The organism is Chitinophaga sp. 10T418 (assembly GCF_056394125.1).
Genome location: NZ_JBFTHG010000005.1, coordinates 553,417 through 566,853, shown reverse-complemented (window position 1 = coordinate 566,853; position 13,437 = coordinate 553,417). Strand labels below are relative to the sequence as shown.

The following is a 13,437-nucleotide window of genomic DNA, read 5'->3' as shown; positions in this document are numbered from 1 at the left end:
TGACCACATGAAACATAAAAAACTGCAACGTGAAATCAAAACACTGGCTCCCGAAGTCTTTAAGAAATTGCATATTATTTCGGAGACAGTTGATTTGAGCAAAAGCATGGGATGGGATGATTTTTTTATTCATGACCTCAGCTCTAAAGAATTGCAGTTAAAATATCCGCTGCCTCCACACCGGAAAATCGTCAACGATCTTATTTATATTCACAAGGGGGCTACCGTACGGAAGTCGAATACGGACCTCCTTGTTTCGGAAGCCAATATGCTGACCATCGTGCCTGCACTCACCATTACAGAAACATTAAGTATGGATGAACAGGCAGAAGGCTATTATCTTCATTTCTCTGATAAATTTATCATGAGTAATGGTTTGGGGGTAAAAGACCTGGTCAGGTTAAAATCTACATGGCCGACGTTGTTGGGTTTAGATAACGCCCATGCGAAAATTATTTACCGGATGCTGCAACGCATAGCGCATTTGTATCAGAAAAAGAAACAGGATGATCTAATAAGATTGTACCTGCTGACGCTTTTCAAGGAKATTGAAATGTATAGCCTGCAAAACAATACGGTGTTAAAAAGCAAACCTGATATCACCGTAGAGAAGTTTAAAACTTTAGTGTCCAAAAATTTATATGAACATAGAAGTGTGACCTACTATGCGTCTTTATTGCATATTACACCTAATCATCTGAATAAGTTAATCAAGAAAAGCACAGGGATGCCTGCTATCTCTTTAATTAACCAGATGATTATTTTAGAGATAAAAGTGCTATTACTGCAAACGGATTTATCGGTGAGCGAAATAGCTTTCGGAATGAATTTTAGTGATGTATCTTACTTTAGTAAGTTTTTTTCAAAGCATACCCATACCAATCCATCTGCTTTCAGGAAGATGATTGAGGCGTATAAAACCTGATTTTAAAACGACACTACGGTGGTACCATGTGTTGTTCCAGGTTTTAAATGTTATTTTTAAGTGATAGAAAAGACAACTGGTCTTTTATTGATGAATAGCTATCTGTCAAAATATAACTCATGAAAATTAAAGCAATCATCACCGGCTCAACAGGCATGGTAGGAGAAGGGGTATTACTCGAATGCCTGCAACATCCCGATGTAGAAGAAGTGCTGGTCATCAACCGGAAACCGGGCGGGATATCACATCCGAAGCTGCGTGAAATTATTCATTCGGATTTTTTTAACCTGGCGTCTATTGAGCCGCAGCTGACGGGATATAATGCCTGCTTTTTTTGCCTGGGTATATCTTCTGTGGGTATCAGCAAAGAAGTGTACCAGCACATTACCTATGACCTTACCCTGAGCGTAGGAAAGGTGTTGGCAAAAGTTAATCCCGAGATGACCTTTTGCTATGTAACCGGCGCCGGTACTGACAGCAGCGAAAAAGGAAGTGTGGCATGGGCACGTGTGAAAGGTGCTACCGAAAATGCGTTGATGCAGTTATTCAAACGGTCGTATATGTTTCGCCCGGCGTTTATGAAAGCATCCGCGGGACAAAAGAATTTAAAATCTTACTATAAGTACTTTGCCTGGGTATATCCCATTGGCCGCGCACTTTATCCTGCCGGCTTCTGCACCCTGAAGGAAGTAGGACTGGCCATGATCAAGGTGGCCAGCACAGGATATCACCAGCGGATTGTGAATGTGAAAGACATTGTGGAGCTGGCAAAATCCTGATGCCTCCATCAAAAATAAAATATCCCGGAGACATATAACAAAGCTCCGGGGTATTACGTATACACCTGGCTGTTAGTTAACTATTCCCTTCTCTCTTTTCAGCGCAAAAATTTCTTCTACCGCTTTTGGGTAGCCACCTGCTGCTTTAAAAGAGTCGCTGATTTTTCGGATGTTTTCAAGGTAGCCAGGATCACCTACCACTTTTTCCACCGCAGCACTTAATATTTTCGGGGTAAGCTGGCTGGCATCGAGTGAAATGGCAGCGCCTAACGTTACCGCTTTTTCAGCAAGGACGGGTTGATCTGCTCCCAGCGGGATCGCCACAAACGGTGTATTACTGTATATTAAATCGCTGATACTATTCATGCCGGCATGCGTAATGGCCACATCAGCATAGGCTAAGACTGCTGATTGCGGCACATAATTCCTAACGATAAAATTTTCAGGAATATCATAGCCGGAAAGATCTACCTGGTAGGCGGCCATTACTACCACCACGTCCTGATCTGCAAAGCTGTTGAAGAAAATGGGGTAGAGGGCAGGGTTGTAATTACTGAATATCGTACCCAGCGAAATGTAAATCACTTTCTTATTTTGTAAGCGCTCAAAAGGAAAATCCATGTTTTCCTTTCTCGCATAAATGGGTGGCCCTACGAATTTGAAGCTGTTGTCAAAGTACTCAAGGTCTGGCGTAAAATATTTGGAAGTATACACGAGGTTGATGTCTCCGGTATTGTAAATCATCTGCATAAAATTTTCCGGTAACCCCACCGAATAAGCATCCTGGAGCTTTTGTGAGGCCGCTGCATAAGTTCTCAGCATCCCTTCCATGCCCGGGGAGGCTTCATGCGATTGATTCATTTCTTCCATAAAATCCCTTAAACCGGCAAATATGGCCAAAGAAGATACCGTTGGAATTTTCAGCAGCGGAGATATCACTTTTGTAAAAGGAAAGGCGGCAGAGTGGATGAGGTAATCAAATGATATCCCTTTGATTTGATCCAGGATATCTGCTATAATTTTATCTGCATCTGTAAGTATCCGGATCAGTGGATCATCCGCATTGTCATGGTCTTCACTGTCCATTTTAAAAATATTCATATCTGCTGAGTAGGCGCGGAATTCGGCGCCTGTGGCCACTATCTTGTCTTTGAATTCATCGGCCGCGAAATAGACCACCTCTTCGCCCTGGTTAACCAGCTCACTGATTAATCCCAGGGTAGGGTTAATATGTCCATGAGAAGGAACACCTAAAAAAAGCACTTTTGACATAGAGCATCTGTTAATTGGTTAGTAAGGTAGACGAACAAAATGTTTTTTTATTTTACATGGCAAGAAAAAATATAACGGGTATACTAACAGCTTTTTTCTATATTATACCAATTTCCCGCTTTACGTTGCAGGAGTTGTTCTACCAATATGACCGATTTTTTAAACCGTTCCTCCCAGTTACCGGTAATTTCTTCGTAGGGGATGCTGTATTTATCCAGTGTACGGCGGTGGGATAAGTCGAGCAGATCTCTTTCTGTTTCACTCAAACGGGTACCATCCTGCACATAATCTACATCATTATTGAGATAAAGATATAGGTCTGCTTTATTGGCTTGCCAGATGCCCTGGTCTATCTGCAGGGTTTCTCCAAAGGCATATTCGTCATAGGATAAAGTAATATGAATATCCGTATCAATGATCAGCAAAGGGCTTTCTCCTAACGCCATCTGCCTGATGCCGGCGGCATGTGTTGCAGCAACCAGGTATAGATCACTGGTGTTAAAATCATTGGAGTCGGCTACAATATCCCGGGCGGCTTCCATCACAGCCCCTGCGTTAAAATGGGCAGCCAGCTTGCCGGTTAAAGTAGTTTTGCCGGTCGATTCTGTACCCAGCAATACTACTTTAGTCACCAGCGATGCTTTTACCGCATCGGGTAAATAAGCCCATGTATTCAATAAGTCAGCTCTCACGTTGGTGGCAGATACGGGATAAAGATTCTTTTCTATGTTAAACGGAATATGACGTATACCCATGAACCCGGCTACTAAATCGCCGTAGGGTTCAGAGGTGACTACCAGGTTATAATCCGGAAAAAGCGTTTTAAACTGCCTTGCCCATATCTCCGATACGGTAGCAGATGTTTCGGAGGTGTTGGGAAGCAACTGTTCATCGTAGGAATAGGTCAGGATCTCTATTTGCGGTATATGCCGGAAAGTATCTTCCAGCCAGGATTGGCGGAGGGCGGCGGGTATTGGCTCCTGGTGGCTGCAGCAAACCAGGACTGTTAAGAAATCACAGGCAGACAAAGCAAAGTTAATCATCGCCTCATGTCCCTTATGAAAAGGCATAAACTTTCCAAACACAAATGCTTTATTCATACACAATTTTAATCTAAAAATTTTTATCAGAAACTATATTTAAAAGCTACATATACGTTCCGTGGCGCCTGCACAAAGTATTGCCGTGTACCATCTGCTGCCACAGATCCATTGTTGTAGTACTTTGTGTTGGTGATGTTGTTAACAAAGAAAGATGCCACATAACGGTGAAGGGTATACTGAATCCTTGCATTTAACAGCATATATTCTTTGATGGTAGCATTGTTGGAAAAGTTAATGTAGGACTGACTTTGATACCTGCCGGCTAAGGCGAGCAGCAAGCGTTTGTGCAGGTAGCTTACCTCCTGGTTAATGATCAGTGCAGGCGTTAAAATGGGTCGGAAGGTAGTCGTTTCTTCTTTTATACGACTGTAGTTAAAAGAAGAATTGTTGGTAAAGCTGAATGCGGTATTCAGTTGATAGGTGGCATATAATTCCAGTCCTGTTCTGAAGCTGCGCTGTACCTTATTCGTCAGCAATAAGCCATTCGGTCCCAGTTGCCCGTTTAAAACGATTTCGTTTTTGAAATTCATGTAATAACCGTTGAACTGAAGCGCCAGCCGGCGGTTATTGATACGAATACCCAGCTCATGATCTATTACTGATTCCGGATCGCGGTTTATAATAAGTGCTTTGTTGCTGCTGTCTGCCGGCAGATCATCATTGCCGCCGAAGATGTCATTTCGGGTAGGTTCCCGCCCGGTTTTTCCAATGCTGTAGTAGATATTTGTCTGATCGGTTACCGCAAAGCTTAACCCCGCCTTGGGATTTAAAAAATGCCAGGTCATTTGTTCAAAAGGCACACTGCCTTTGTAATTAAAAGAAGAGAACCGGTATTGCAGATCTGCATACAGCGAAAAGCGATGCAGGTAATATTCTATTTTACTGAAGGTGCTTACTTCGTTTTTATAGCCATCATTTTTATACAATTGACCTAACAACTGATCTGTACCCACATGTTGCCGGGTGTAAATATTACCATGTATGCCCGTTGTCCATTTGAAGTGGTCGTATGCCAGGGTGTAGTTACTGAAGAAGCCGGAAAAATGAGAGCGGAACCCGTAATGGAATAAGTTGTTATCTGAAGGCACTCCGATAAAATTATTTACATCGAAATCATAGCCACCTTTCAGGAAGGTATAATAAAGACTGGAAGTGAGTGTCCCGTGTGGAGATGATTGCCATACGTTTTGCAGTTGTACCAGCCCCTGGAAAAACTGGTCTTTTTCCGCTTTTGTGTTGGCATTTGTTTTCCGGTCTTTTGTAATCAGGGAATCTGCTACCGGGAGCCAGGCCATGCCATTTTGCTGATGTCCGGCCATAACATTCATCTTCCAGGTACTTTTATGATAGAACAATCCACCGCTGATAAAAACGGACTGGGAATTATTGAAAGCATGATTTTTATAGCCGTCTGTATATACCTGTGATGCCCTCACATATAATGCCTTTCTGTTTTTGACGCCGCTTTTATATTCCCCGAAAACCCGGAAGCTATTATAGGAGCCATAGCCAATGCCCAGCGTGGCACCGGCATCATCGCTTAGGTCCGGTGAAAACAACTGCATACTGCCGGCATAACTGGCAGCGCCGTTTTTCGAGGTGCCTACGCCCCGCTGGATCTGTAGTCTGCTGACAGAATTCAATATGTCCGGGTAATTGGAAAAATAGGCGCCCTGGTCTTCCGGTTCATTCAGTGGCATGCCATCCAGGGTGGTATTGACCCTGGTTTGGTCCATCCCACGTAAACGGTAGTACGAATATCCCTGCTGATTCCCGGCATCCGAATACACGGTAATGGCAGGCGTTTCAGATAAAAGGAAAGAAGGTTCCTGCCCGGTATTTTTCCCGCGCAATACCTTCATGTCTATGTTCTGATAGGTAACAGGCGTAGTTTTATTAGCCCGGTAATTGATGACTACTTCTTCTAAATGCTGGCTGCTATCTTTTTGGTGTGTTAAAACATCCTGCGCATGGGCTAACAAACTAAACAACAGGGATACAGCGGTCGCTGATAAATATCGCTTCATGATCTGTGTACTGAAATTCCCCGGGTTATAGACCACACGACTATACGTAATTGGCAAAAAATAGCAATGGTGGCCTGTTAGACAGGGAAATTATAATTAGTGTAATAATTACACAAATATATCAACTTATTCCGGCAATTGATTAACACGTTTGTGTTAGATTGCCTGCTGTTGGTCTGATAGGGGGGAACTTAAATAAACCCAATAAAGGACTATAAAAGCAACATCAAATATTTATCTTTATAGCTTTCTTCATCAAATACGAACATGGACATGAATAAGAAATGTATTATCGCTGGTCTGGTATGCTGTATGGGCCTGGGGTTGGTGAATACTACCCAGGTGATGGGACAGGTGTCAGCTATTAAGACGGAGACGGTGAATGGTGGATCGCTGATTGGACGCTGGGATATCAAAGTCAATGAAAATGGCACAGACAAGCCTTCCTGGCTGGAAGTGGAGCTTTCCGGCTTCAGTACGCTGGTAGGTCGTTTTGTAAGCACCGGTGGAAGTGCGCKACCTATTTCCAAAGTAAACTTCGATAATGGCAAGTTCAGCTTCGCAATTCCGCCGCAATGGGAAAGAGAAGACCGCGACCTGACATTGGAAGGAAACGTAACCGCCAGCGGCATCAGTGGTACTATACATACCAGCGGTGGACAGTCTTACTCATTTACCGGCGTAAAAGCGCCTGATATGAAGCGCACGGCTGCACCAGTATGGGGCAAGTCAGTGAAATTATTCAATGGTAAAGACCTGAGTGGCTGGAAAGCAGCAGGAGAAAACCAGTGGATCGTAAAAGATGGTATCCTGAGCAGCCCGCATTCAGGAGCGAACCTGATCTCTGAACAAAAGTTTAAAGATTTTAAACTGCATGTAGAATTCAGGTATCAGAAAGGCAGCAATAGCGGTGTTTACCTGAGAGGCCGTTATGAAACACAGATCATCGATAATCCTAAGACGGATCATCCCAACAGCCATCTGTTTGGTGGTATATATGGTTTCCTTGTACCTAATGAAATGGCAGTTGGCGTTCCCGGTGAATGGCAGACTTTCGATATTACCCTGGTAGGCCGCCTGGTAACAGTAATTGCCAACGGTAAAAATATCATCTGCAACCAGGAAATTCCCGGCATCACCGGCGGTGCACTGGATAGCAACGAAGATGAACCAGGACCTGTTTATTTCCAGGGCGACCACGGACCTATTGAGTTCAGAAACATCACTATTACTACCGCTAAATAAACGGAACTTAAAAGCCGTCATCTTACTATAAAAAATAGAAAACGTGATACACTTCTCCGGAAGATATCACGTTTTTTATTTTACCCGGAGTTGGAAAATATTCATTTGAAATAGTAGCTTTAAGAAATTCGCGTACGTCATTTAAATGGATGATAGGTAGCACCGGTGAATGCTGCCAGGAAGGCCGGCCATTTGAAAGAACAGTTGTATTACCGGAAGGAACTTATGTTTCACATGGTACACCCGTTAATCCACATAGTTTTGTACCTGCAGCAATTGGAGGAACGTTTAGGGAAAAAAGCAGTGGAAAATATTGAATGACTATAGTGTGTTTTCAAAGTATATAATCATCACCTTACATTCTCATACTGTTATATCACATCACCGGTCGTGAAAAAATATTTTTCTGGTCAAATTATATTTGTATTATTGTGATAACCAAAATCTGTACAACGTTTATTAACCTAATCACAAAAATTTAGCGGAAGTGTTGAGCACACATATGAAAGCACTATGAGCAATGCCGTAGCTGGCAATTAACCTTTTATTGCTGTTAACTGAATGACAACAGTTGTTGTCGTGGGCTGTCTGTAGTTCCGCGCAGGAAATGACATGTATTAATTCTCATACCATTTTTTCTAACCTAAACAAAACCCGCACATGAAAAAGAACATGTTAGTTGCCATGGCCATGCTGATTGCCATCGCCTTTGTTGCCTGTAAAAAATCTGCTGATGCCCCTGCAGAACCACAAACAGCACGTACAGAACAAGCCCAGAAAGTTTACTCCTACATTATCGGCCTGGGATTTTTTGCGCACACGATCGTTGAGCATCCTAACGAATTTATTGTAGAGGAAGATATCATCTTCCCAAAAAACATGAAGGTGCCTGATGGCAAAGTTAGCACAGAACAGTATTATACTGGCAGTCTTGTTTCCGCCACCAATGTCACCAACATTCGCCTGAAGATTGATCCTTCGATGACTTCTATGACATCAGAAATCAATTCTGCCATTGCCCAGTGGAACGGTGTTTCCGGCTGTACTATTCACTGGACCGTATCTACAGGCACTTACGATGTGCTGATCACCGATTACAACCTTGGCAGCGGTATTTGTGGTCAGGGTACTTTCCCATCCGGCGGAGTGGCAGGTAATCTTATCCGCATCAACAAAGCTTACATTGCGGGTAACAGCTTCGCACAACGTGCACGCACCATCTGTCATGAGATGGGTCACAATGTATCATTCAGACACACTAACTGGTCTGCTATCGGCGAATCAAGCGCTACTCCTGTTCCAGGCGTAGGTGGCACCGATGCTTCGTCTATTATGAACGGTGGCCAGTGCGGAAGCGGTGCTACTGTATTGTCTACAAAAGACAAACAGGCAGCCGTTGCACTTTATCATTAATCAGTTTAAAAAAGGAAGTCGTCAGCTATCCTGACGACTTCCTTCACAATATTCCTGTTGCTGATGCAGGCCTTTCAGATATTATTCTTTATTAATGTAAGCTTGTAATTTTTTCTGAACTTCTTTGGTAAAGTAGAAATAACCATATTCGTCATTTGCTTCCACGTAATCCTGTAAATGTATTTTATCGGCAGGCAATATCTCCTCTTTCATGATGGCGAAAACGTCCTCCCCTTTTATGCCATAGGCGATTCCTGTGTAAGAAATCATGCTGATAAGTTCTTCGAATTCAAAATTTGTATGTTGGCTTCCGTCGATACAGAAAACAGCCCAATTGGCATCTTCACGCAAGGCTATGTATTGCGATTTGATGTATTTTATTTCCTGGTATTCAGGCGCCAGTATCCATTTGCTGAAATCACCGATGGTAAAAAACAAACCATTTTGTTTATTGACGGTAACTTTACAAAAGCTGAAAGACAGGTGCTCAAGTCGTTTTGGCAACGCTTTAATGATGGAGGTTATTGGCTCATCCGTGATTGGACGCAGATCTTCTATTAAGTCAAAGTCTAAATGCAACACTAATCCCTGAGGGTACTTAAATAATCCTTGTTTATCATTTTTACTCACTAAAAATGCGTATCCCCAGGTTTCTATGATGGCTGTATAATCAGCTAATAAAATCTCTCCATTGGAGGATAATAAAATATTATGCGCCTGATATGGATGATTTAAAACCTCGAACATAAAAACCTTGTCATTAAAATGCCCACTATTATACAGTGATCTCCTTTTTACAAAAGCAGGATCAAATCTCCCTAATAAAATAAATTCATCAGAGAATATTAAATGGCGATCTTCTCCTTCCTCTGCTGTATAATAAAATGTTTCATCGTCCGAATCTTTAATTTCATCCCCATAATCAAAAGGTAAAATCACATCACCCTCTGCATTTATAACACCATATTGTCCATTCAATTTGGCTGTCCAGTAACTTCCCAAAGGCATTAAAGCTGAAAGGTACTCGTAACGTGGAGGTAGTTTAATGTTTCCGTTTGGCTGTATCAGCCCATATTTTCCATCTAAATCCACTACTGCATAGCCTCCGGTAAATCCAAAAGCATCCGTATAAACAGGCTGGACAACAATTTTGCCGGATTTATGTATATAGCCATACTTCCCGTTTTTTAGCACAACGGCCGTGTTTTCTTCTTCATCGAAGCCATAAAACTCGTCGTAAACAGCTTCCACCAGTATTTTCCCTTTCTTATCTTTCAGGCCCCACAGTCCATTTTCTTCAAAAATATCTGTTTCTTCAACGAGCTCCTGATCATAAATGTGTTCAAGACCATAATTATAGCCAGGGTAATTCAACAGTGTCCTGAAATCGGGGAGTCCCGACATGACCTCACCCGCAAATGCAGGCGCTGCAAGGAGCGAAATATCATCTGCTTCTATGGCACGGGTTATTATCATGTTATTATGGGCGATAACAGCTAACAGGTTATTAKCTTGCTTTTGATGACTTTCATCGTTCATATTAAAAACGTCCCAGGCATCTACGTGAAAGTAGGGCTGACTTAACTTATCCAGGTATTGGAATAGCTTTTCTTTGGCAACACTGAATTTTTCTATATTATCTATCAGTTCTGCCTGGTGGTTTTCGATGAAATTATAAAGCCTTTTAATATTTTTTATCCCCTTTTCCGCCTCGTAATAAAGACCAAAATTTTCAGGATCGGTATGTGTGTTGTAAATGTTACCAGCCACAAAGCTATTGTCAGCCAGCAAAGGGTGTAGAAGCAGTGGCACTTCGTAGCTCCACTCCATTACCATTACATTGGTATTTTGAATTTCTGAAGGAGAAGAAATATTATAGATGTAAACTCTGTGGGACATAAATAATTAATTTCAAACTAAACATACATTCAAATGTAGATAAAACATATTGATTATCTGAAAATTGAACCGGGGCTTTTAACAAACAAAGGGGGCTTCAGAAAACTGACATCACTTTTCCCGGAAATAAAGAGAGGGTGCTCAAAATTACTTTTGAGACACCCTCGTTGTTATTTTTTAAAAAGATGTATTACCGGTTATGCCGCCTTTGCATTTTTTAGCTGTGCGGAAGTAATCATCGCTGGCTTCAGCTTAATGATGCCCACAAAATTCAGCAGTTTCATTACCTGGTAACTCGGATCAAACTCATACCATTTCTTGGCGAAGTTAGGACTGTCTTTAAATTTGTGGTGGTTGTTCTGAAACAGTTCTCCCATCAGTATAATACCCCATGGAGAAGTGTTCCTGGAATGGTCGCCATTTTTAAAGTTCTGGTAACCGTATTTGTGACCGCACCAGTTAACGATAGCACCCTGTACAGGTCCCATCAGGAAATGAATTGGTAATAACAAATAGAGATACCACATACCGGCAGGAACAAATACCGCGTAGAATGCAATATATACGGCTATCCACGCAAGACGGGTAATCCTGTTGTCACCGAATTTGTCCAGCGCATCCCATTCTGGTAATGGTTCAGCCATGAATTTAGGATCGATGGTGCTGGTACGGGTTACAAAACCATTGTAGATTTTGCGTGTCTGTACCATCATGCCCCAAACGTCTTTAAAGAAGTGTGGAGAATGCGGATCGTGTTCGGTATCGCTGAATTCATGGTGCATGCGGTGCATAACGCCATAAGCTCTTGGAATCAGGTATGATGAACCCTGGAAAAACCAGGTGCTGAAATAAAAGAAACGTTCCCAGAATTTACTGGTAGTATACATCTGGTGAGATGCATACCTATGTAAATAGAAAGTGTGAAAGAACAATGAAAAGAACCAATGCACACAAAAGAATATCAGAATAGCTGTCATTTCTATACGTTGATATGTGATGAAAAATTGTTAGGGGAGAATGGATATCTCCTGCTTTACACAACAAAAATAATTCTTCCCCATCTCCTTTTCGTTCACAAATGTGAAGAAATCAACCTCCGTTCATTATTTCTCTTCTTAAACGGCTTAAGCTCTGCGGGGCAATGCCCAGGTAGGAAGCAATGTAGTAATGGGAGAACTTATTTAACAAATAAGGCGTTTCTTTTAACAATTGGAGGTATCGCTCTTTGGCGGATTTCGTAAATAAGTTGAAAGCGCGCTGATACGTATAGCTAAACCCGTTGTCGGTGAATATTTTTACGATGTCGTGCATTTTGGCGGATGCCGCCATCATAATTTCAAAGTCTTTGTACTGCAGCTCTACCGCTTCCAGGTCCTTGATCACTTCTACCGTAAGTGCGGAAGGTGTTTGGTTAATGAAGCTATGATGGTCTATAATAATGGAATTTTCGAAGGTCGCATCTTCGTCATTGAAATTGAATGTCCAGGTGTATTCCTGTCCCTGATCGTTGACAAAAAAGGACCTGGCGGAGCCTGAAATAACAAAATACATCGCCTCACATACATTGCCTCCTTTAAATATCACCTCGTTTGCTTTATATTTTTTCTCTGTCAGAAAGCTGGATAGATATTCGGCATCTTCATCACTCACTGTGGTGAACTTAGAAATAAAGTCAACAATCATTTTCATTGGCCAAAGATAGCTGTAAGGGTGGTAAAATAGCCACTAACTTACACATTTTAGGCATTCGGCGCTAAAAATAATGTAACGTAGTACCACTAACACGGCTCCGTATTAAATCAAATGCCAGGGAATAGTCCCTGGCATTTGGCCGATGATTTATTTTTCCAACTGAGCAAGCGAAGCCCAGTTACCTGAGTCATCTTTGAATAATGCTTCCAGTCCATAGAACTCCTGTTTAGGTGCCTTAATAAATTCAACACCTTTGGCTTTTAATTCCTCATAGGTAGCGTAGATATCTTCGCAGGTAAAAACACCAAATCCAAAAGTACCGTTTCTCACCAGGTCCTTCACCACTTCGATGGTTTCTTTGGGGAATTGTTTGCTTTCCACGATGGGTGTTAACACAATTTCAAAACCCGGTTGCTCAGGCGGAGAAACGGTTAACCAGCGGGTATCTTTTCCCATAGGAACATCCGTGATAACTTTAAATCCCAGCTTGTTAACGTAGAAATCGTAGGCGCTGTCCTGGTTAATAACATGTATACCTACATGCGTTAATTTAGTGATCATGGCTTGTATGTTTTAATTACTTGAACAAAGAAAATGTATCCTGTGAGATTCCATTTCTCCGAAATTGCTATTATTATAACCAGCCGTTTTTATCTGCAATACAGGCGGGTATGAAGTTTAATGGCGATGTCAATAATTGTGTTTTTATTTTTTGTTGCTGTGCTAAATAGGCAGAAGGTGTAACGCCCATCATACGTTTAAACAGGCTGCTAAAGGAACCAAGGCTTTCAAATCCGATGGCATAACAAACATCTGACACGGGCATATTGGCCTTCAGTAATTCTTTCGCTTTTTCGATTCTCACAGATACCAGGTACTGATGGGGTGTTTTCCGGTAAATAGTTTTGAACAACCTGATGAAATGAAATTTAGAGAAGTAGGCTTCATCTGCAATATTTTCCAGGTCGATAGGTGTAGCGTAGTGTGCATCAATGAAAAGTTTTGCCTGCATCAACCTTCTGTATAAATATATTTTAGGGTACTGCTCTTCCATCATTTTTCATTTTGCGGTAACTGTCTTG

The 13,437-nt window shown here is 41.8% G+C and carries 12 protein-coding genes; 4 read left to right on the top strand and 8 right to left on the bottom strand.

Going from position 1 to position 13,437, the window contains the following annotated elements; all coding sequences use genetic code 11:
• Nucleotides 1–7: 7 nt before the first annotated feature.
• Both AC1DCV_RS17580 and AC1DCV_RS17575 read left to right on the top strand, forming a co-directional pair.
• A complete protein-coding gene (locus AC1DCV_RS17580) occupies nt 8–925 on the top strand; it encodes an AraC family transcriptional regulator (protein WP_477024366.1) in 918 nt (305 codons plus the stop codon).
• A gap of 119 nt (nt 926–1,044) precedes the next feature.
• Nucleotides 1,045–1,704 (top strand): Rossmann-fold NAD(P)-binding domain-containing protein, encoded by a 660-nt coding sequence (locus tag AC1DCV_RS17575; protein WP_477024365.1) that lies wholly within the window; start codon nt 1,045–1,047, stop codon nt 1,702–1,704.
• A gap of 72 nt (nt 1,705–1,776) precedes the next feature.
• On the opposite strand, the gene AC1DCV_RS17570 is transcribed toward AC1DCV_RS17575, so the two are convergent.
• The 3 genes from AC1DCV_RS17570 to AC1DCV_RS17560 form a co-directional block, all read right to left on the bottom strand.
• Nucleotides 1,777–2,976: a macrolide family glycosyltransferase gene (locus AC1DCV_RS17570; protein WP_477024364.1), complete on the bottom strand. Its 1,200-nt coding sequence runs from the start codon at nt 2,974–2,976 to the stop codon at nt 1,777–1,779.
• A gap of 83 nt (nt 2,977–3,059) precedes the next feature.
• The gene (locus tag AC1DCV_RS17565) at nt 3,060–4,076 is read right to left on the bottom strand and encodes an AAA family ATPase (protein ID WP_477024363.1); all 1,017 of its coding nucleotides are present in this window, start codon (nt 4,074–4,076) and stop codon (nt 3,060–3,062) included.
• Between the two features lie 26 nt (nt 4,077–4,102).
• Nucleotides 4,103–6,106 carry a TonB-dependent receptor gene (locus AC1DCV_RS17560; RefSeq protein WP_477024362.1) on the bottom strand — a complete coding sequence of 668 codons (2,004 nt, stop codon included), beginning with the start codon at nt 6,104–6,106 and terminating at the stop codon, nt 4,103–4,105.
• Between the two features lie 273 nt (nt 6,107–6,379).
• Between AC1DCV_RS17560 and AC1DCV_RS17555 the strand changes: the two genes are divergently transcribed.
• Nucleotides 6,380–7,351, top strand: a complete 972-nt coding sequence (locus AC1DCV_RS17555; protein WP_477024361.1) for a 3-keto-disaccharide hydrolase — start codon at nt 6,380–6,382, stop codon at nt 7,349–7,351.
• Between the two features lie 660 nt (nt 7,352–8,011).
• Nucleotides 8,012–8,764 (top strand): M57 family metalloprotease, encoded by a 753-nt coding sequence (locus AC1DCV_RS17550; protein ID WP_477024360.1) that lies wholly within the window; start codon nt 8,012–8,014, stop codon nt 8,762–8,764.
• Nucleotides 8,765–8,845: 81 nt separating this feature from the next.
• On the opposite strand, the gene AC1DCV_RS17545 is transcribed toward AC1DCV_RS17550, so the two are convergent.
• The 5 genes from AC1DCV_RS17545 to AC1DCV_RS17525 all read right to left on the bottom strand — a co-directional run bounded on the left by AC1DCV_RS17545 (nt 8,846) and on the right by AC1DCV_RS17525 (nt 13,367).
• A complete protein-coding gene (locus AC1DCV_RS17545; RefSeq protein WP_477024359.1) occupies nt 8,846–10,663 on the bottom strand; it encodes a WG repeat-containing protein in 1,818 nt (605 codons plus the stop codon).
• 197 nt (nt 10,664–10,860) lie between these two features.
• Nucleotides 10,861–11,640 carry an acyl-CoA desaturase gene (locus tag AC1DCV_RS17540; RefSeq protein WP_477024358.1) on the bottom strand — a complete coding sequence of 260 codons (780 nt, stop codon included), beginning with the start codon at nt 11,638–11,640 and terminating at the stop codon, nt 10,861–10,863.
• A 112-nt stretch (nt 11,641–11,752) separates the two neighbouring features.
• A complete protein-coding gene (locus tag AC1DCV_RS17535; RefSeq protein WP_477024357.1) occupies nt 11,753–12,352 on the bottom strand; it encodes a Crp/Fnr family transcriptional regulator in 600 nt (199 codons plus the stop codon).
• A 150-nt stretch (nt 12,353–12,502) separates the two neighbouring features.
• Nucleotides 12,503–12,916: a VOC family protein gene (locus tag AC1DCV_RS17530; protein WP_441575990.1), complete on the bottom strand. Its 414-nt coding sequence runs from the start codon at nt 12,914–12,916 to the stop codon at nt 12,503–12,505.
• Between the two features lie 73 nt (nt 12,917–12,989).
• Nucleotides 12,990–13,367, bottom strand: coding sequence for a helix-turn-helix domain-containing protein (locus AC1DCV_RS17525; protein ID WP_477024356.1), 378 nt, complete (start codon nt 13,365–13,367; stop codon nt 12,990–12,992).
• Between the last annotated feature and the right edge of the window lie 70 nt (nt 13,368–13,437).